Source organism: Methylobacterium sp. Leaf99 (assembly GCF_001422375.1).
GTDB lineage: Bacteria > Pseudomonadota > Alphaproteobacteria > Rhizobiales > Beijerinckiaceae > Methylobacterium.
Genome location: NZ_LMMU01000001.1, coordinates 508,018 through 527,563 on the forward strand (window position 1 = coordinate 508,018; position 19,546 = coordinate 527,563).

Consider the following 19,546-nt stretch of genomic DNA (forward strand, 5'->3'; position numbering starts at 1 on the left):
CCCGCCTGCGGGGCTACCGGATTCACACAACTGCGAATGGGCCGATTCCATGCAGCGGCAGGCATCCGGATGCGGGCGGGAGGCGCACCGGGGCTCCCTCTCCTGAAAGGAGAGGGTTGGGGTGAGGTGTGGGACATCTCCGGAAAGGTCACACACCTCACCCTGTCCCTCTCCTTCCAGGAGAGGGGACCTGCGCTGCCCGCGAGATGTGTGAATGCCGTAGGCAGGCGGGGCGAGGGGATGCGCACGGGGGACGGCGCTTCGTCGACAACCCTCTCCTGCGGCGGCTTCAGACCGCGACCACCATCTGCAGTCGCCCTGCCTGCAAGGAGAGGCTGCCGGTCGGGACTGTTGAGTCCGAAGCGATCGGGCGGATCTCGTCTCACACCTCGGCCGGTTCGGGCACCGGCCTGCCGGCGGGGATCGGCACGGCGGGGCCTCGGACGGGCGGCCCGAGCAGCGCCTCGACCCCGGCGTCGAGGCGGGCAGCGATCCCGTCCGCCGCCAGGGCCGCCCGGACCCCGGCGCGCGCCCGCTGGAACGACGTGCCCGGCGGGATCGCCACCCCGGCGGCGACGGCCTCGGCGGCCTCGGCCTCCGCCGCCAGGGCGGCGTGCAGGGGCAGGCGGGCGTCGAAGAGGGGGATCGGCAGGGTGAACATCAGCTTGTCGAAATGCCGGGCCCCCTGCTCGCCCCTGGCCTGCAGGGCGGCGATCCGCCGGCGGGCGGCCTCGCTGTTGAGGATGGCGAGGAGGTAGCGGCCTTCCGCGCGGCTCGCCACGGCGGCCCAGTACAGGGTGTCGTCGATGACGCCGTCGCCGTCGAGGAGGCAGGCCGCCGGGCGGGTGCCGGCCTTGGCGAACACCACCCGCAGGGGCGCCGGGGGAAACTGGACCGTGAGCTTGCGGTTGTAGTCCCAGCCCTGCTTCAGGGTCATGGTGCCGGCGCTCTTCTGGGTCCACGCCGCCTCGGCCTCGCGCAGCCACGCGGCGAGGCGGGGCGCCCCGTGTCCGGCGGCCTGCCGCGCATCGAGCAGGACGCCCTGCTCCACCGGAATCACCCCCTCGGCCGGCTCCAGGGCGCGGAACGGGGCGATGGAGGCGCCGAGGTGGACGCCGCGGAGGTAGCGGGCCTCGATGGCCCCCTGCTGGCCCGGATGCTCGCGCCACGGCAGCTTCTCCAGGGACGAGCGGCGGCTGCGGACCAGGGGCGCGCCGGGGTTGGCGCCGAGGCGGCCCACGGGGACGCGTTCGACGAGGCAGAGCACCCGGGGGACCAGGGCGGCGCCCTGGCGGAAGCGGTCGCGGTAGGGCGAGCCGGCGGCGAAGTTGGCCGCCAGCGGCGCCGGGGCGTCGCGCAGGACGAGGTGCCGGTCGGCCAGGGCCTCGGGCGCGTCCTTCGACGGCAGCCGGCCGGCGAAGGCCGTCACCCGGTCCGGCGTCGGCCGCGCCGGGCCGCCCGTCACCTCGGCGAACAGGACGCAGGTCGGCACCCGGAAGACCGGGGCCACCGCCTGGTTGTCGAGCATCCAGCCCTCCGTGAAGGCGACGGAGAGGCCGGTCCAGTCGCCCGTGCGGAAGGCCCGGAACTGGCCTCGGCTCAGGGCCGCCAGGGGCAGAACCATGGCGACGCGCCCGCCCGGCCGGCGCCCCTGCGGGCGGCGGGCGTAGAGTTCGGCGGCGCGGGCGAAGAACAGGGCCGAGAGGTCGGTCTGGGTGACGAGGTGGGCCTCCTCGGGGCCGACCCAGAGGCCGAGGCGCCGGGCGGTGTCGCGGAACCGCCGCTGCATCGCCGCCGCCATGAAGCGGTAGGACAGCCACGGCGGGTTGCCGATGACCACGTCGACCCGCGCCCCGTCGGACAGGGCCACGGGCCGGCTGAGGTTGCGCGCGACGAAGCCCCAGACATGGTCGCGCCCGGCCCGGCGCAGGCGGTCGTAGGTGAGGTAGGTCGCCCGCAGGGTCGCGACCTGATCGGGCGGGACGCCGAGGCCCGGCAGGCTCGCCGCGAAGGCGTCGCCGCTCCAGCCCGCCTCGCTCGCCGCGTGGAGCGCGGTGATCACCCGGTCGAACCCGGCGGGGTCGGCGCAAAGTTCGAGGGGGAAGCGCAGGAGCGGCGCGCCCTTGCGGCCCTCGCGGGGATCGCGCGGCACCTCGACGACGAGGTCGCGCTCGAGGCCGTCGCGGGTGACGTTCCACTGCAGGGCGTCGCCGAGATAGACCGGCAGCGACAGGTCGCCGTCCCGCTGCGGCAGGGCCTCGCCGAGCGCCAGGAGGTAGGTCACCCGCGCGAAGATGACGGCGACGGGGTGGACGTCGAACCCCGTCACCCCGGCGCAGCAGCGGGCGGCGACGAGGCCCGGGGGCACGCCCGCCGCCAGCAGGGCCTCGCGCTTGAGGCGCACGGCGTGGAACAGGAAGCTGCCGGAGCCGCAGGCCGGATCGAGGCAGCTCTGGTCCGCCGGCGCGTCGAGGGCCCGGCGCACAACCTTCCGGGCGAGCCAGTCGGGCGTGTAGTACTCGCCGAGGTCGTGGCGCTGCTCGGGATCGATGAGGGATTCGTAGAGCACCTTCAGGAGATCGACGTCGACGCTGCCGAGGTCGAACCGGGCGGCGTGGGCCGCGAGGCCGGCCACGATGGCGTCGCCGCCGGGCGCGTCGAGGACCCAGCCGAAGAAGTCGGTCTCGACGGCGCCGTGCACCCCGGCCTCCCGGAAGTGCCGGCCGGACAGGAGATCGGCCGGCGTCGACCGGGCCAGGTTGGACGACTGGCCCATGGTGCCGGCGGCGATCGCCTTGGCCAGGATCACCAGGTAGGTGTGCTGGAGCCAGAGGGTGCTGTCGTCGATGGCCCGGCCGTAGACGAAGCCGAGGTGCCGCGACCAGAGCTGGCGCTTCAGCACGGCCTCCGGGTGGCGCGCCAGGCCGGCCCAGGCGGCGGCGAGGAGGCCCAGCGTCCGGGCGAAGGCGGCGCTCTCGCGCCCGAGCTCGCCGGTGATGCCGATGGCGTCGGCGGGCAGCCAGTCGCGCACGGCGATGACGCCCTCGAGCCACGCGACGAGGCGGGCCGCCTCGGTCACCCGGACGTCGTGGCCCGTGAGCGCCACCAGGGCGCCGTCGCGCATCTCATAGGCGGCGAAGGTCGCCCCGTCCGTGGCGAGGCCGACGTAGCGCTGGCCCGTCGCCCCCTCGCGCTCGGGCAGGTAGCGGGCGAGCTGGGCTTCCGCCGCCGGCCGCTCGCGGCGGAGATCGGTCTTGATCTCGATGATCGTGCGCCCGAGCAAAGCATCGACGCGACCGTTAACCTCAGGTATCTTTCGCTCGAACGCAATCTGCTCGCTGCGGGCCCCGAGGGCGTCGACGAGGAGCCGGTACAGCAGGGCCCGAACCTTCTCGTGTCCCGGGCGACCGGCCAGCTCGGCGACGATGGCGGCGAGGATATCTGGATCGATCGGCATGGGCGGTCCCGTATGAGGCCCCGCCCACTATTATTACCTCAGGTTGTCTTTCAATTGACGATTGAGCGATCGAAGCCGCCATTCGCGCAGGATGCACCGGGAAATTTCGGCGAGGCACCTGATCGCGGTCCCGGGCTAAAATTCGCCCAGGGCTGCCGTTCATTTGGGCAGGAGCGACGAGACCTGAAAAGATTTCGTCAAGTGGGACGAGGCTAATCTCGAACGGCGCCGAGATCGGCGGAAGCATCGCGCGGCCCATCGAAAGCACCGAAGACGTGTCCGTCAGAAGCTCTTCCCTGGATGCCGGCCCGATCCCTTCGGCGAAGACCGGCCCGCTCGCGCGCCTGCGGCGGTTCGGCCGGCCGGCGCCGGCCGCGCCTGCGGCGGCCCTGCCGCAGGACCTCGGCTCCGTCCTCGCCTTCCTCAACACCGTCTCGCGCGCCTGCGCGGCGGCGGCGACGCCCGAGGCCGCGACGGAATCGTGCCTGTCCATCGTCGCGGGCTTCACCGGCTGGCCCATCGCCCACGCCTATCGGCGCCTGCCCGACGGCGACGCCGGGACGCCGGGCGGGATGACGTCCATGCGGGTGTGGCACCTCGCGCCGACGGGCGATCCCCGCCACGCCGACGCCTTCGTGGCCGCCTCGGAGCAGGCGGTGTTCGCGCCGGGCCAGGGCCTCGTCGGCCGCGTGGCGGCGAGCGGGGCCCCGGTGAGCTGCCCGGACTGCACCGTGCTGCCGGGCTTCGTCCGAGCCGGCACCGCCCGCCGGAACGGCGTGCGCGGCTGCTTCATGTTCCCCGTGCGCGTCGGCGACGGGGTCGAGATCGTCCTGGAGTTCTTTTCGCGGGAGACTGCCGAACTCAAGCCCGACCTCCTCGAACTGATGGCCTACGTCGCCGACCGCCTCGCCCTGGCGCTGACGGAGCACGCCCAGCGCAGCCGCGTCGCCGCGCTCATGCGGGCCCTGGACGGCATCGGCCAGCGCCTCGCCGGCACGACGGTGGGGGTGGAGGCGGGCGCGCAGGCCGTGCTCCGGGTCGCCGAGACCGTGGACGCCCGCCGCGGCGAGGTCGACCGCGCCGCCACGGAGGCGGCCCGCGACATCGACGCCGTGGCCCGGTCGGCCCAGGACCTCGTGGCCCTGTCGCGGGAGGCCGGGGACCACGCCGCGCGGGTCGGAACCCTGGCGGGCGGCTCGGCCGCCCGCCTCGGGGAGGCCGTGGGGGTGTTTTCGGATTTGGAGGCCCGCATCGCCGGCGTCGGCCGGATCAGCGACCTCATCGGCACCATCGCGCGCCAGACCAACCTGCTCGCCCTCAACGCCACCATCGAAGCGGCGCGGGCGGGGGAGGCCGGACGCGGCTTCTCCGTGGTCGCCGCCGAGGTGAAGGCCCTATCGAACCGGGTGAGCCAGGCCACCGCCGAGATCGGCACGCAGATCGCGCACCTGCGCCAGGGCGCGGCCCGCTCGACGGAGTCCCTGTCGCGGGTGCGGGACGAGATCGAGACGGTGCAGGGCACCGCCGGCGACATTCTTCGGGTGAGCGGCGCGCACCGGGACGCCGCCGGCCGGATCGCCGACGGGGTCGCCCAGGTCCGCACCACCCTGGGCGCGGCGACGCAGCACCTCGATGCCCTGCGGACCACCACGGACGAGGCTTTGGCCCAGTCGCAGACGCTTGGGGGTACTTCGGGGCAGTTGCGGGATCAGGGCCGGGAGTTGGGGGAGGCGACGCGGGCGCTTGCCGGGACGGCGGGGTAGGGCTGGGCCTATCCCGAATTCGACCGGATCGGATCGGGCAGCGCGAGGGCCCCCGATCGTCGAAGAAGCGGGGACCCGAGCTGAGTTTCGAGAAGACTAGGTCGATCCTGTGGATTGGCGTCGACGAATCCGGAATCGGGACGACGGCTCAATCGTCCATCTTCAGCGCCGCAATAAACGCCTCCTGCGGGATCTCGACCTTGCCGAACTGGCGCATCTTCTTCTTGCCCTCCTTCTGCTTGTCCAGGAGCTTGCGCTTGCGCGAGATGTCGCCGCCGTAGCACTTGGCGGTGACGTCCTTGGACAGGGCCTTGATGGTCTCGCGGGCGATGATCTTGCCGCCCAGCGCCGCCTGCACCGGGATCTGGAACAGGTGGCGGGGGATCAGGTCCTTCAGCTTCTCGCACATGGCGCGGCCGCGATGCTCGGCGCGGGTGCGGTGGACGAGCATGGACAGGGCGTCCACGGGCTCGGCGTTGACGAGGATCGACATCTTCACGAGGTCGCCCTCGCGGTAATCCGAGATGTGGTAGTCGAACGAGGCGTAGCCCTTGGAGATCGATTTCAGGCGGTCGTAGAAATCGAACACCACTTCGTTCAAGGGCAGGTCGTACACGACCATGGCGCGTTTGCCGACGTAGTTGAGGTCGACCTGAGCGCCGCGCCGGTCCTGGCACAGCTTCAGCACGCCGCCGAGATGCTCGTCGGGGGTGAGGATGGTGGCGCGGATCCACGGCTCCTCGATGGTGGTGATCTTCATCACGTCCGGCATGTCGGCCGGGTTATGGAGCTCCTTCGTCGTCCCGTCGGTCATCTGCAGGCGATAGACCACGCTGGGCGCCGTCGAGATGAGGTCGAGGTTGAACTCGCGCTCGAGGCGCTCCTGAATGATCTCGAGGTGCAGGAGGCCGAGGAAGCCGCAGCGGAAGCCGAAGCCCAGGGCCGCGCTCGTCTCCATTTCATAGGAGAACGACGCATCGTTGAGGCGCAGCTTGCTCATGGCGCTGCGCAGGGTCTCGAACTCGGCGGCATCCACGGGGAACAGGCCGCAGAACACCACGGACTGCACGTCCTTGAAGCCCGCCAGCATCTCCTTGCACGGGCGCTTGTCCTCGGTGAGCGTATCGCCGACGCGGGTGTCGGCGACCTCCTTGATGGAGCCAGTGAAAAAGCCGACCTCGCCGGGGCCGAGCTCGCCGATATCGGCCATCTTGGGCCGGAACACGCCGATCTTGTCGACGCCGTGGACGGCGTCGGCCCGCATCATGCGGATGTTCATGCCCTTCTTGAGCACGCCGTCGACGATGCGCACCAGCACCACGACGCCGAGATAGACGTCGTACCAGCTGTCCACCAGCAGGGCCTTGAGGGGCGCATCGCGATCACCCTTCGGCGGCGGCAGGCGGGTGACGATGGCCTCCAGCACCGCCTCGATGTTCAGCCCGCTTTTGGCCGAGATCGCCACGGCCTCGGAGGCGTCGATGCCAATCACCTCCTCGATCTGGGCGCGGATGCGCTCGGGCTCGGCCGCCGGCAGGTCGATCTTGTTGAGGACGGGCACGATCTCGTGGTTGGCGTCCAGCGCCTGGTAGACGTTGGCGAGCGTCTGGGCCTCGACACCCTGGGACGCGTCGACCACCAGCAGGGAGCCCTCACAGGCGGCGAGACTCCGAGACACCTCGTAGGCGAAGTCGACGTGGCCGGGCGTGTCCATCAGGTTGAGGATGTAGTCCTTGCCGTCCTGCGCCTTGTATTCCAGGCGCACGGTCTGCGCCTTGATGGTGATGCCGCGCTCCTTCTCGATGTCCATGGAGTCGAGCATCTGCTCGCTCATGTCGCGCAGGGCCACGGTGCCGGTGGTCTGGATCAGCCGGTCGGCCAGAGTCGACTTGCCGTGGTCGATATGCGCCACGATGGAGAAGTTGCGGATGTTGTCGATGGGCGACGTGGTCATCGAGGATGCGATCTCCGGCGCGCGCGGCCCGCCGTCATGGAGACGGACCCGGCGCACGGTCTTTTGAGAGTGAGAACTGGAACGCCGCAGATAGCAGCGCAGGTTGTCCACGCCAAGCGTCGGGGGTGGGACGGGGCGTCCCGGTCGGGCGAATGGCGGGACCGACCGTGGACCGTTACCCCAGAGCGGGTATTCGTTGAACGGACGAGGCGAGACATGCCGAAGGATCAGCGGGAAACCAAACCGGCGGTGCGGTCCGGGGCGGCGGCCGAGCGGGTCGCGGCCGTGATGCGGGAGGCCGCCGACGGGGGCCTGACGCAGGCCAAGGATGGCCGCATCGCCGGGCGCGTCAGCGCGGCCCTGATCGCCGCCGCGAAGGCCCGGACCGGGCTTCAATCCGACACCGAACTCGTCGTCTTCGCCTTGGCGAACGTCGCCCTCGAAGACGATTTCGCGCAGGTTTTTCGTGCGGTGAAGGGGACCGTCGACCTAGACCTCGATCTCAGTATCTAGGAGGTTGGGGGGGCACCTGCACGGGCCTCGGCCGCCATCGCCACCAGCACCTTTCGCAAGGCTCCCATCTCGCGCACGGGCTCGGGAAACGGCACCCGCGCCGTGCGGTCGCCGGCGAGCAGGTCCATCCCCTCGGGGTCGAGGCCGGTGAGGCGCCACGGGCCGGGTTCGGCTCCGGAAGCAACGGCGTAGAGCGCGAGGGCGTCGCCGTGGTCGGCGTTCATGTGCTCGACGGCGCTGCCCTCCCCCGCCACCAGGGTCTCGGCGCCGGCGAGGTCGAGGCGCAGCTCGTCCGCCGTCAGGAAGGCGGCCTTGGCAAAGCCGCCGTTGAGGTGGCCGGCCTTCGGCTCGAGGGCGAAGAAACCGAAATCGGGAAAGTCCGCGTAGAGCTTCGCCTTGGGGTGGCGGGCGATGAAGCGGGCGCGGGCGCGCGGGTCGGGCGTCTGCGCCACGCGGCCCGTCACGGTGAGGCGCGGATGGGCCAGGGGATCGCCCTTGCCGCCGGCGCTGAACAGCAGGGAGGCGCGGGGGTCGGCCAGCAGGTTGCGGGTGTGGGCCGAGAGCCGCGACAGCAGCATCAGGGGCGTGCCGTCCACATCCGTCGCGACGGTGACGAGGGAGACGAAGGGGGTGCCGTCCTCGGGGTCGAGGGTGGCGAGCGCCCCCGACCGGATGCTGCGCAGGAGGTGGCGGGCGAGGCCGATGGCGTCGAAGGGCGCGTCCGCCGCCGGCAGCGGCACCGCCGGCCCGCGCCGCTCGCCCGTGTTTCCCTCGCCCGTGTTTCCGACGTCCCTGATTTCCACGTCTTCGGCCATGGTTTCGTCCCCGTCTCGGCTCTCGTTCAGATCTGCGATGATAGCGGTGGCACGGTCCGGTTTGCGAGGCGCCGGGAGTGCGGCCCGTTGGCCGCAGTCAAGCGCCAATGCGACCCGGCTCGCTTTTTGCCCGGGGACCCTTTACACAGCCTGACTCTCCGCGCGAAAGCGGCCGTCGCCGTCGAGGTCAAGTCGCCATCGACGCCAAGCCGCCAGCGCGTTTTTCGCCGGCTCCGGTTCACCCCGGGGTGGGATGCGGAGATGCGGGCGCACAGGCACCCGCAAGGACCGCATCCGAGCAGTAGGGAACGCGCATGCCAACCATCGCCCTCGTGGACGACGATCGAAACATCCTCACCTCGGTCTCCATCGCCCTGGAGACGGAGGGGTACCGGATCCAGACCTACACCGACGGCGCCTCGGCGCTCGACGGCCTGAAGCATTCCCCGCCCGATCTCGCGATCTTCGACATCAAGATGCCGCGCATGGACGGGATGGAGCTTCTCAGGCGTCTGCGGCAGAAATCCGACCTGCCGGTGATCTTCCTCACCTCGAAGGACGAGGAAATCGACGAGCTGTTCGGCCTCAAGATGGGCGCCGACGACTTCATCCACAAACCGTTCTCGCAGCGCCTGCTGGTCGAGCGGGTCAAGGCGGTCCTGCGCCGCTTCGCCCCGAAGGACGGGCCCGGTGCCGCCGTCCGCGAGGCCGATGCCGCCGCCCGCTCCCTGGAGCGCGGCCTCCTGATGATGGACCCCGAGCGCCACACCTGCACCTGGAAGGGCGAGGCCGTGACCCTGACGGTCACCGAGTTCCTTATCCTGCAGGCCCTGGCCCACCGCCCCGGCGTCGTGAAGAGCCGCAACGCCCTCATGGATGCGGCCTACGACGATCAGGTCTACGTCGACGACCGCACCATCGACAGCCACATCAAGCGCCTGCGCAAGAAGTTCAAGGTGACGGACACGAACTTCGACATGATCGAGACGCTCTACGGCGTTGGCTACCGCTTCAAGGAAAGCTGAGTCCCGCGCGTTCCGCCCGAGCGAAGCCCGCCGGGCGGGCCGTTCCGAAAAAATTTCCGCGACCCCATCGAACCGGACCGACGTGGCGACCACAGATCAAGCCGAAGACCGCCCCCTCCGCATGGTGGAGTGGCCCCGCGCCCTGTGGAACGCCATCGGCCAGAGGGCCTCGTCGAGCCTGACGCGCCGCATCGTCGTGCTCAACCTCGTCGGGCTGTTCGCCCTGCTGTTCGGCTTCCTCTACCTCAACCAGTTCCGCCAGGGGCTGATCCAGGCGCGGGTGCAGAGCCTGCTGATCCAGGGCGAGATCATCGCCGGCGCCATCGCGTCGTCGGCCTCGGCCTCGGGCGACACCGGCGCCATCCGCATCGACCCCGACAAACTGCTCCAGCTCCAGGCCGGCGAGGCCGAGGAAGAGCCCTCGCCGCTCGCCTTCTCCCTCAACCCCGAGCGGGTGGCGCCCCTCCTGAGCCGCCTCATCACGCCCACGGGCAACCGCGCCCGGGTCTATGACGGCGACGGCGGGCTCCTGTTCGATTCCCGCACCCTGCCGGCGCGGGGCGAGATCGGGCGCGGCGACGGCAACGCCCGCGAGCGCAAGCGCACGGTCCTGGAGCAGGCCTTCGACTTCGTGCAGACCCGCATCCTCGGCGGCCAGCGCCCGGTGCGGACCGACGAGGTCGGCCCCGCGAGCGGACACGGCCTCAAGGAGGTTCAGGTGGCCCTGGGCGGCGCCCGCGGCACCATCGTCCGGCGCAACGAGGTCGGCGAGACCATCGTGTCCGTAGCGGTGCCGATCCAGCGCGGCAGCGCCGTGCGCGGCGCCCTGCTGCTGTCGACGCAGGGCGGCGACATCGACCGGGTCATCGCCTCCGAGCGGTTCGGCCTGCTGCAGGTGTTCCTGGTGGCGGCGGCCGTGATGCTGGTCCTGTCGATCCTCCTCGCCGGCGCCATCGCGGGGCCGGTGCGGCGCCTCGCCGACGCGGCCGAGAAGGTGCGCCTCGGCATCAAGTCCCGCGAGGAAATCCCCGACTTCACCGGGCGCACGGACGAGATCGGCCACCTCTCGGGGGCCCTGCGCGACATGACCCAGGCGCTGTACCGGCGCATCGACGCCATCGAGAGCTTCGCCGCCGACGTCTCCCACGAGCTGAAGAACCCCCTCACCTCGCTCCGCAGCGCCGTCGAGACCCTGCCGCTGGCGAAATCCGACGACTCGAAGTCGCGCCTGCTGCAGATCATCCAGCACGACGTGAAGCGCCTCGACCGCCTGATCTCGGACATCTCCGACGCCTCGCGCCTCGACGCCGAGCTCGCCCGCGCCGAGGCGCGCAAGGTCGACATGCACAAGCTGATGACCACCGTGGTGTCGGTGGCCAACGAGCGGCGGCGCCCGAAGGACGCCGTGATCCAGTTCGACGTCGCCGCGGCGGCGGGCGAGGGCGAGGCGCCGTTCGCGATCTTCGGCCACGATTCGCGCCTGGGCCAGGTGGTCAACAACCTCCTCGACAACGCCCGCTCGTTCTCGCCCCCCGACGCCAAGGTGCGGGTGGCCCTGCGCCGGGTGCGCGGCGACGTGGAGCTCGTCGTGGAGGACGAGGGTCCGGGCATCCCCGAGCACGCCCTCGAGCGGATCTTCGAGCGCTTCTACACCGACCGGCCCGAGCAGGGGTTCGGCCAGAATTCGGGCCTCGGCCTGTCGATCTCGCGCCAGATCGTCCAGGCCCATCGCGGCACCATCCGGGCCGAGAACCGCCCCGGCCCGGCGGACGAGGACGGCGAGCCGACGGTGCGGGGCGCGCGCTTCACCGTGCGCCTGCCGGCGGTGCGCTGAGGCACCGGTGAACCGGGACACGATCCACGCCACCGCCGTCGTCCTCGACGGCGCCGGGGTGCTGATCCGGGGCGAATCGGGGGCGGGCAAATCGACCCTCGCCCTCCTGCTCCTCGACCGGGCGGCCGCCCTGGCCCTGCCGGCCGCCCTCGTCGGCGACGACCGCATCCGCCTCGACCGCGACGGCGACACCCTCGTGGCCCGGCCGCATCCGGCGCTGGGCGACCGGATCGAAGTGCGCGGCCTCGGCCCCTGCCGCGCCGTCGCGGGGGCGGACGCGGCCCCGATCCGCCTCGTGGTCGATCTCGTGGCCCGCGAGCCCCGCCTGCCGGAGGTCCCGGCACCGGCCGGCCTCCTCGGCCTCTCCCTGCCGCGCCTCGTCCTGGACCGCCGGCTGCTGCGCTCGGGCCTGGCGCCGCGCCTCGTCCTCGATGCCCTGGCGGCGCTGACGGGCGGGCGGCACGCGGCGGTCCTTCGGCTGCCCGGGGTGGACGGACCGTAGCGCGGGGGCCACCATCGTGGCATGATCATGACGTTGAGGCGCACAAAACGTCACGATCACCTTGCGCTCGACCTTGCGCTGCACAAGATGGCGACTCCGCTCACAGGGCGTTGGAATCCGCGTCGATGATTGGAATGGTGCTCGTCACCCACGGGCTGCTCGCGACGGAGTTCAAGGCTGCCCTTGAACACGTCGTCGGGCCGCAGAAGCAGATCGAGACCATCACGATCGGGCCCGAGGACGACATGGAATTGCGGCGGCTCGACATCATGACGGCCGTCGGCCGCGTGAATTCGGGCAAGGGCGTCGTCGTGCTCACCGACATGTTCGGGGGCACGCCCTCCAACCTCGCCCTGTCGTGCATGAACGGCGGCCAGGTCGAGGTCGTGGCCGGGATCAACCTGCCCATGCTGATCAAGCTCGCCAGCGTGCGCGACGCCGAGCCCCTGGGCGACGCGGTGCTGCACGCCCAGGAGGCGGGCCGGAAGTACATCAACGTCGCCTCGCGGGTCCTGGCCGGCAAGTAGCGTCGGGCCAAGCGGCATCCGGCAACGCGCGTCCGGCGCGCGGTGTCCCGAAACGTCGCGGCCGCGCGCCTGCCTTCCTTACGCCGTGGCAACCGCCTACAGGCCAGTGTGATGGTTCCGGCGCCGACACAACGGCGCGCCGGCGGGCGAGGATTGGCGACAAGCGCATGATCGACGACGAGGATTCCGAAGAGGCCCTGCCCCCCGTCCCCGAGGGCGGGCTGTTGCGGGTGCTTCCCATCGTCAACCGGCGCGGCCTGCACGCCAGGGCTTCGGCGAAGTTCGTCCAGACCGTCGAACGCTACGACGCCGCCGTCACGGTCACCCGCGCGGGCGAGACGGTGGGGGGACGCTCGATCATGGGCCTGCTGACCCTCGGCGCCGCGCAGGGCACCACCATCGCGGTGGTGACCTCGGGCCCGGAGGCCGAAGCCAGCCTGCAGGCGATCACCGATCTCCTCGCCAACAGGTTCGGCGAGGACGAGTAGGGACGGCGGGCACTCTCGCGGACGTGCGAGCGCCCTTCCCACCGGAACGCCGGCCGGCGAAGCTCCTACGCCGAGCGGTCGAGGCGGGCCGTCCCCGCCATCCCCTCGGAGGCCCGGCGCCAGACGACGGCGTGCGGGCCCGTGCCGAGGTGCAGGGCGGCGGCGACGACGCGGCCGTCCCGGCGGGTCAGGTCGACGGCGGCCTGGCGGCGGCGGGCGAACAGGCGGGTGACCACCCGGACCAGGGCCGCCTCCGAGGGGTCGCCGATGATCGGGGCCGCCGCATGGGCGGCGTCGAGGATCAGGAATTCCTCCACGGCGTCGCGGATGCGATCCGGCGCGACGATGCGCTCGCGGGACGACGCACCGGCGCCGCCGACGTCGAGCAGGTTGTGGGCCGGGATGCGGACCGCATCGGGCACCGGCCTGAGGACCGGACGGGTCGCCGGCGCCGCGAGGGCGAGGTCGAGGCTCGCGCCCCGGCGCAGGGTCCGGAGATGCGCGAGCAAGGCCGCCTGCACCGCGTCCCCGTGCGGAGCCTCGACGGCCGGCGTCACCGCGCAGCCGTAGGGCTGCCACGGGCCGATGCGCCCGTGGCCCCACATCGGGTTCGGTATCGTCAGGGGGATCGCGCCGCACAGGGTGCGCCGCGCCCCCGTCCGGCCCCAGGCGAGGGCGAACACCACCTCGCGCCCGCCCGCCCCGTGCCGGGCGGCAGCCTGGAGATAGTCGGGGTCGGCGAACGGGTCCGACACGCCCGTCCGGGTCAGGACGGCGCGCCACGCCGCTTCCGCCTCGGGCACGACCTGCCCCGGACGGCACAGGTCGATGGACCAGGATTCCATGGGCCGGGCGTCGGTGTCGGCAAGCCCCGCCCCGTCGAACCCCGGCGCATCCCCGAAAACGCCACCCGTGATCACCGTGAACCGCCGTGCCGCCATCAAGAAACAAGTCCCACCCGCGTCCCGGTTCGGGACGGTCCGGCGCCCGGGGGCGCCCCATTGCGGTCTCGGGTTCAAGATCGGGGCCGCGCCGGTCCGCCCCGGACCGGGAATCGGGCGGCCCTCAACCGCCCGGGATCGCCAGGGGGTTGTCGGTCAGCGCCGCCATGTCGGGGGCGTCGATGCGCGGACGGCCGAGGAAGGCGTCCCACAGGCCGGTGACGAAGGCCGGATCGAGGTCGCGCACGATGAGGACGAGGCGCGAGCGCCGGTCGTCGTCGGGCCAGGCGTCGAGGTGCACGGGCGCGTGGACGATGTGCTGAACCCCGTGGACGACGACGGGGTTGTCCGGCGCGTCGGCCAGCGCCACGAGGCCCTTGAGGCGCAGGAGCTTCGGTCCGTGGGCCGAGCGCACGAGGTCGAGGAACATCTCGAACCGGGCGCGCGGCACCGGGGCGTCATGGGTCAGGGTGAAGGCGCGGATCGCGGCGTCGTGGCGGTTCACGTCGTGATGGTGGTGGCCGTGATGATGGTGGTGGTGCGCGTCCACCGCCTCGGCCCCGAGCCAGGCGGCGACGTCGGCGCCCTTGCCGTCGAGGCCGAAGAACCCGCCGAGGAGGTCGGCCGGCGCCACGTCGGGCCCGTGGATCGCGGCGGCGGGGTTGAGGGCGCGCAGGCGCGCCTCGAGGGGTTCGGTCCCGCCCTCGGCGAGATCCGCCTTCGTCAGCACCAGCCGGTCGGCCACCGCCGCCTGGCGGACGGCCTCCGGGTGGGCGTCGAGGGTCGCGTCGCCGTTGACCGCGTCCACCACCGTGACGACGCCCTGCAGCCGGTACCGCATGACGAGGTAGGGGTGGTAGATCAGGGCGTGGAGGATCGGGGCCGGGTCGGCGAGCCCCGTGGTCTCGATGACCACGCGGCGGAACGGCGGGATGCGGCCGTTGTCGCGCTTGCGCAGGAGGTCTTCCAGGGTGGCGATGAGGTCGCCGCGCACGGTGCAGCACAGGCAGCCGGCACCCAGCAGGATCATGCCCTCGTCCACCGTCTCGATGAGGAGGTGGTCGAGGCCGATCTCGCCGAACTCGTTGACGATGACCACGGTGTCGGCGAGCGCCGGCTCCTTGAGCATCCGGTTGAGCAGGGTGGTCTTGCCGGCCCCGAGGAAGCCCGTGAGGACGGTGAGCGGGATCGGCTCGGGCGCGCGGGGATCGGGGGCCGAGAGGACGGACGCGGAGGAATCGGTCATGGCGATGACCTACCCCGGCACGGCGCCGGGCTCAATCGCCGCGCGGTCGGATCGGGCCCGCGCTACTCGTCCTCCGCCGCCTTCGCCGAGCGGCCGGCCGGCTTGGCTGCGGACTTGATGGCGGGCTTGGCGGCAGCCTTGACCGGCTTGGTCTCCGCCTTCGCCTCGGGCTTCGCGGCCTTGGGCTGCACCTTGGCGGCGGGCTTGCGCAGGGTGTTCACCTTGAGCTTCGGGGCGCCCTCCATCACCGGCGTCGCCTCGACGGGGGCGTAGGCGCTGGCGGTGGACGGCACGGCGGCTTTGCCGCGCGCCAGGGCCTTCTTCACTTCCGGTGTCTTGGCCCCACCCTTCATCTGCGCCTGGCGGGCCTCCTTGGCCGCCTCGCGGCGGGCCGCGACGGTGTCGAGGCGGGCCTTGCGGGCGGCGGCCAGGGTCTGGGCGCGCTCGGCCTTGTCGGCCTCCGCCTGGGCGTTCAGCGCGATGGCACCCTCGGCCGGATCGCGGCCGATCCAGACGGGGATCGGCTGGAGCGGGGCGCGGGCCGGCAGGGCGCGGCCCCGCATGGCGCCGTTGTTGAGGGTGGCGAGGGCCAGGGCCGAGCCCGGCAGGGCGGCGGCGGCGAGGATCTGGGCGTTGGAGCTGTCAGTGTTGCCCGCGATGGCGCCCGGACCCTCGTCCACCGGCATGGGCTTCTTCCGGTCGCAGATGTAGGGGCGCAGGTCCGGCGGCTCGGAGATGGCGGAGGCCGGCAGGGATTCGAGGGTCTGGGCGGTCCAGCCCGTCGATTGGCCGAAGCCGTAATCGAACAGGTCGGAGGCCTTGAGGTCGCGCTCGCGGGCGCTCGGCTGGCCCATGACCACGGTGATGAGGCGGCGCCCGTTGCGGGTGGCGCTCGACACCACGTTGAAGCCGCCCGAGCAGATGAAGCCGGTCTTCATGCCGTCGGCGCCGGCGTAGCGCCCGAGCAGGCCGTTGTGGTTGGCCATGATCGACTTGCCGAACTGGATCGCCGAGATGGAGAACAAGCCTCGGCTGTCGGGAAAGTCGCGGATCAGGGCGCGGCCGAGGACCGCCATGTCGCGGGCCGAGGTCCATTGCCGGGCATCGGGCAGGCCGTTGGGGTTGGTCCAGCGGCTCTCGCGCATGCCGATGCGGGCGGCGGTCTCGTTCATCAGGGCGGAGAAGCCGTCGATGGAGCCGCCGAGGTTCTCGCCGATGGCCCAGGCGACGTCGTTGGCCGACTTCACCATGATGATCTTCAGGGCGTTGTCGAGGGTAAGCTGGGTGCCGGGGCGAAAACCCATCTTCGAGGGCGGCTCGGCGGCGGCGGCGGCCGAGATGGTGATCAGCGAATCCAGCGAGACCTTGCCCTGGCGCACGAGATCGAGGGCGACGTAGGCGGTCATCAGCTTGGTGATGGAGGCGGGAAACCACGGGTCGGTGGCGCCCTGGGCGTAGATCACCTTGCCGGAATCGACCTCGACCACGAGGATCGGCGCCGTGACCGCACCGGCGGAACTCGCGCCGAGCAGGCCGGCGCACGCCGCGAAACCAAGGGCGAGGCGCCTCATCAGGGGGTTCGACATCAGGCCTGTCTCGGAAGGGTCCGGTCCGGCCCGAGGGGACTCGGACCGCGCGGGACACAGTAGGGTAACGGCAAAGCTTGTGCGAGGCGTCGCGTGCCCCGGTTCCCCCGCCAACAACCCGGCCTCCGTGGCGAGAGCATGGCGAAGCCTTTCGCGGTGCACGGGCCAGCCGGGCGTGGCATGCCCCCTCCCCGCGCGAAGCGGTGGCCTCGCGGCCAGACCCGGCCTATGTGCGAACGAGACAGTCGCACCCGGCGGGTGCCCAGGGACAGCATGGCTTACGCGGTCAAGGAACTCTTCCACACCCTCCAGGGCGAAGGCGCGCAGGCGGGCCGCGCCGCGGTGTTCTGCCGGTTCGCCGGCTGCAACCTGTGGTCCGGCCGCGAGCAGGACCGCGCCACGGCCGCCTGCCGCTTCTGCGACACGGACTTCATCGGCATGGACGGCGAGGGCGGCGGCCGGTTCGCCACGCCCGAACTCCTCGCCGACGCCATCGCCGGGACCTGGGCCGGCGGGCCGCATCACCTTTACGTGGTCTTCACCGGCGGCGAGCCCCTGCTCCAGCTCGATCCCGCCCTCATCGCGGCGGTGCATGCGCGCGGCTTCGAGATCGCGGTGGAGACCAACGGCACCCTGGCGGCCCCCGAGGGCATCGACTGGATCTGCGTCAGCCCCAAGGCCGGCAATCCCCTCGTGCAGACCACGGGCCACGAGCTGAAGCTGGTCTTCCCCCAGGCCGAGGCCGAGGCCGATCCGGCCCGTTTCGCCGACCTCGCCTTCCGCCACCACTGGCTCCAGCCCATGGACGGGCCGGCGCGCCTCGCCAACACCGAGGCGGCGGTGGCCTATTGCCGGGCCGACGCGCGCTGGCGCCTGTCCCTGCAGACCCACAAGATCATCGGCATCCCGTAGGGGGCCAGCGCGTGCGAATCGGATAGCGTGCGAACCGGACGAGAGTGCGACCCATGAAGATCACCCAAGCCTTCACCTTCGAGGCGGCCCACCGCCTGCCCAACGTGCCCGAGACCCATCGCTGCCACCGCATGCACGGGCATTCCTACCGGGTCGAGTTGACCCTCACCGGCGCCGTCGATCCGCAGACCGGCTGGGTGGTGGACTTCTTCGACGTCGAGCACGCCTTCGCGCCGGTGCTGCTGCAGCTCGACCATTACTGCCTCAACGACATCGAAGGGTTGGAGAACCCCACGGCCGAGCACATCGCCGCCTGGATCTGGGCGCGGACCAAGGCGGCCCTGCCGGCCCTGTCCGCCGTGAAGGTGTACGAGACCCCGATGTCGTGGGCCGAGTACGAGGGCGACGGGCAACCATGAGCGACGACGGCGCCCTGGTCCTGTTCTCCGGCGGCCAGGATTCGGCCACCTGCCTCGCCTGGGCCCTGGACCGCTTCCCCCGCGTCGAGACCCTCGGCTTCGATTATGGCCAGCGCCACCGCATCGAGCTCGACGGCCGCGCCGCCCTGCGCGCGGGCATGAGCGCCCTGAACCCGGCCTGGGCGCGCCGCCTCGGCCCCGACCACACCCTCGACCTCGCGGCGCTCGGCGCCGTCTCCGACACCGCGCTCACCCGCGACACGGAAATCGCCATGACGGCGGACGGCCTGCCCAACACCTTCGTGCCGGGCCGCAACCTCGTGTTCCTCACCTTCGCGGCGGCCCTGGCCTATCGCCGGGGCCTGCGCCACATCGTCGGCGGCATGTGCGAGACGGATTACTCCGGCTACCCGGATTGCCGCGACGACACCATCAAGGCCCTGCAGGTGGCCCTCAACCTCGGCATGGCCCGCCGCTTCGTCCTCCACACCCCGCTCATGTGGATCGACAAGGCCGCGACCTGGCGCCTCGCCGAAGACCTTGGCGGCCGGCCCCTGGTCGACCTCGTCGTCGAGGCAAGCCACACCTGCTACCTCGGGGAGCGCGGGGCGCGGCATGACTGGGGGTACGGCTGCGGGACGTGCCCGGCCTGCGCGTTGCGGGCGAAGGGGTATCGGGCGTTCGTGGCGGAGGCGGTCTGAGGCTCGCCGCCAGACTTTCCGTGGAGAGGACCTGTCGCATCTTGTACGCAAGTTGCGTATGGCATAGGCTGCTCAGTGGCTCGCGAAGTCAGGATCGTCGTCGATCACGCCAACAGCGATGACCCGATCTTCACCGTCGAGGTGCAGACCCCTTGTGGGTCGCTCGACGTGATGGCCGAGGTGTCGGTCTCGGGCCGAATCCTGACGTTGACCGGCCTGCACATCGGTGGCGATTCCATGAAGCAATGGGGCGCGGCCGGGCTCCGGGACATCGCGCAGGGCGTCATGGAGGAGCTGGATGTCGACGAGATCCACATTGTTGGCGGCGTTCGGACCACGGGTGCAAATCCGGGACGAGCAGCCCGTCCGCGAAGGCTCCGCAGAACGCCTCAGCCTCAAGCGACGGCCGGACGCTGACCTGAACACGGTGGCGGCGGCCCGTGCCCTGGTGCGTCGGCATCTCCCGGTGAAGGCCGCCCACGCGGTCATGACGGAACTGTTCGATACGGACGAGGCCTATGTCGAGGTGCCGAAGGTCGAGAGCCTGAACCATCTGATATCGGAGCTGACAGCTCTGGGCATCGAAGCCCGAAGGCATTGGCCGGACCAGATCTCCGTCCGGATCGTGCGGGAGGCCCTGCATCTCTCGCAAAGTCAGTTCGCCCTGCGGTTCGGGCTAGAGGAAGCGACGGTCAAGAACTGGGAGCAGGGCAAGTCGAAGCCGAACGCCACGGCCATGACCCTGATCTGGACGATCCATCGCCACCCGGAGGCCGTCGTGGATGCCCTTGCCAGGGGTGGAACCACGACCGGCTGAGCCGCCGCGGCCTGTCGGCAGCAGGTTCGCGCGGAGCCGGGGTGAA

18 protein-coding genes are annotated in these 19,546 nt (G+C 71.6%); 12 read left to right on the forward strand and 6 right to left on the reverse strand.

Annotated features, from left to right (window positions below):
• Positions 1-382: 382 nt before the first annotated feature.
• A complete protein-coding gene (locus ASF28_RS23525; protein WP_056087128.1) occupies positions 383-3,457 on the reverse strand; it encodes an N-6 DNA methylase in 3,075 nt (1,024 codons plus the stop codon).
• A 275-nt stretch (positions 3,458-3,732) separates the two neighbouring features.
• Here ASF28_RS23525 and ASF28_RS02365 point away from each other — a divergent pair, with 275 nt between their 5' ends.
• Positions 3,733-5,220, forward strand: coding sequence for a methyl-accepting chemotaxis protein (locus ASF28_RS02365; protein WP_056087131.1), 1,488 nt, complete (start codon positions 3,733-3,735; stop codon positions 5,218-5,220).
• 148 nt (positions 5,221-5,368) lie between these two features.
• On the opposite strand, the gene lepA is transcribed toward ASF28_RS02365, so the two are convergent.
• Positions 5,369-7,174, reverse strand: a complete 1,806-nt coding sequence (lepA, locus tag ASF28_RS02370; protein ID WP_056087133.1) for a translation elongation factor 4 — start codon at positions 7,172-7,174, stop codon at positions 5,369-5,371.
• 216 nt (positions 7,175-7,390) lie between these two features.
• On the opposite strand from lepA, the gene ASF28_RS02375 reads away from it, so the two are divergent.
• Positions 7,391-7,687, forward strand: coding sequence for a hypothetical protein (locus ASF28_RS02375; protein ID WP_244474863.1), 297 nt, complete (start codon positions 7,391-7,393; stop codon positions 7,685-7,687).
• On the opposite strand, the gene ASF28_RS02380 is transcribed toward ASF28_RS02375, so the two are convergent.
• The gene (locus ASF28_RS02380; protein ID WP_082475948.1) at positions 7,684-8,502 is read right to left on the reverse strand and encodes a HugZ family pyridoxamine 5'-phosphate oxidase; all 819 of its coding nucleotides are present in this window, start codon (positions 8,500-8,502) and stop codon (positions 7,684-7,686) included. The genes ASF28_RS02375 and ASF28_RS02380 overlap by 4 nt on opposite strands.
• A 314-nt stretch (positions 8,503-8,816) precedes the next feature.
• Between ASF28_RS02380 and ASF28_RS02385 the strand changes: the two genes are divergently transcribed.
• From ASF28_RS02385 to ASF28_RS02405, 5 genes are all read left to right on the forward strand, one after another.
• Positions 8,817-9,527, forward strand: a complete 711-nt coding sequence (locus ASF28_RS02385; RefSeq protein ID WP_056087136.1) for a response regulator transcription factor — start codon at positions 8,817-8,819, stop codon at positions 9,525-9,527.
• A 121-nt stretch (positions 9,528-9,648) separates the two neighbouring features.
• Complete coding sequence (locus ASF28_RS02390) at positions 9,649-11,361, forward strand: sensor histidine kinase (protein WP_147709821.1); 1,713 nt, start codon at positions 9,649-9,651, stop codon at positions 11,359-11,361.
• 7 nt (positions 11,362-11,368) lie between these two features.
• Positions 11,369-11,863 carry an HPr kinase/phosphorylase gene (locus ASF28_RS02395; RefSeq protein ID WP_056087138.1) on the forward strand — a complete coding sequence of 165 codons (495 nt, stop codon included), beginning with the start codon at positions 11,369-11,371 and terminating at the stop codon, positions 11,861-11,863.
• A gap of 125 nt (positions 11,864-11,988) precedes the next feature.
• Positions 11,989-12,390, forward strand: coding sequence for a PTS sugar transporter subunit IIA (locus ASF28_RS02400; RefSeq protein ID WP_056087142.1), 402 nt, complete (start codon positions 11,989-11,991; stop codon positions 12,388-12,390).
• 167 nt (positions 12,391-12,557) lie between these two features.
• Positions 12,558-12,878 (forward strand): HPr family phosphocarrier protein, encoded by a 321-nt coding sequence (locus ASF28_RS02405; RefSeq protein WP_056087144.1) that lies wholly within the window; start codon positions 12,558-12,560, stop codon positions 12,876-12,878.
• A gap of 65 nt (positions 12,879-12,943) precedes the next feature.
• On the opposite strand, the gene ASF28_RS02410 is transcribed toward ASF28_RS02405, so the two are convergent.
• The 3 genes from ASF28_RS02410 to ASF28_RS02420 form a co-directional block, all read right to left on the reverse strand.
• Positions 12,944-13,819 carry a hypothetical protein gene (locus tag ASF28_RS02410; protein WP_056087147.1) on the reverse strand — a complete coding sequence of 292 codons (876 nt, stop codon included), beginning with the start codon at positions 13,817-13,819 and terminating at the stop codon, positions 12,944-12,946.
• 124 nt (positions 13,820-13,943) lie between these two features.
• Entirely contained in the window at positions 13,944-15,065 is a 1,122-nt protein-coding gene (locus ASF28_RS02415; RefSeq protein ID WP_056087150.1) for a CobW family GTP-binding protein, read from the reverse strand.
• A gap of 62 nt (positions 15,066-15,127) precedes the next feature.
• Positions 15,128-16,651 (reverse strand): serine hydrolase, encoded by a 1,524-nt coding sequence (locus ASF28_RS02420; RefSeq protein ID WP_056087153.1) that lies wholly within the window; start codon positions 16,649-16,651, stop codon positions 15,128-15,130.
• A 273-nt stretch (positions 16,652-16,924) separates the two neighbouring features.
• On the opposite strand from ASF28_RS02420, the gene queE reads away from it, so the two are divergent.
• The 5 genes from queE to ASF28_RS02445 all read left to right on the forward strand — a co-directional run bounded on the left by queE (position 16,925) and on the right by ASF28_RS02445 (position 19,500).
• The gene (gene queE / locus ASF28_RS02425) at positions 16,925-17,563 is read left to right on the forward strand and encodes a 7-carboxy-7-deazaguanine synthase (RefSeq protein WP_056087156.1); all 639 of its coding nucleotides are present in this window, start codon (positions 16,925-16,927) and stop codon (positions 17,561-17,563) included.
• 53 nt (positions 17,564-17,616) lie between these two features.
• The gene (queD, locus tag ASF28_RS02430) at positions 17,617-17,982 is read left to right on the forward strand and encodes a 6-carboxytetrahydropterin synthase QueD (protein ID WP_056087159.1); all 366 of its coding nucleotides are present in this window, start codon (positions 17,617-17,619) and stop codon (positions 17,980-17,982) included.
• Positions 17,979-18,683: a 7-cyano-7-deazaguanine synthase QueC gene (queC, locus tag ASF28_RS02435; protein ID WP_056087162.1), complete on the forward strand. Its 705-nt coding sequence runs from the start codon at positions 17,979-17,981 to the stop codon at positions 18,681-18,683. Before queD ends, queC begins: the two co-directional genes overlap by 4 nt.
• Positions 18,684-18,758: 75 nt before the next feature.
• Positions 18,759-19,100: a hypothetical protein gene (locus ASF28_RS22810; protein ID WP_162239970.1), complete on the forward strand. Its 342-nt coding sequence runs from the start codon at positions 18,759-18,761 to the stop codon at positions 19,098-19,100.
• 10 nt (positions 19,101-19,110) lie between these two features.
• Entirely contained in the window at positions 19,111-19,500 is a 390-nt protein-coding gene (locus tag ASF28_RS02445) for a helix-turn-helix domain-containing protein (protein ID WP_162239971.1), read from the forward strand.
• The last annotated feature ends 46 nt before the right edge of the window (positions 19,501-19,546 follow it).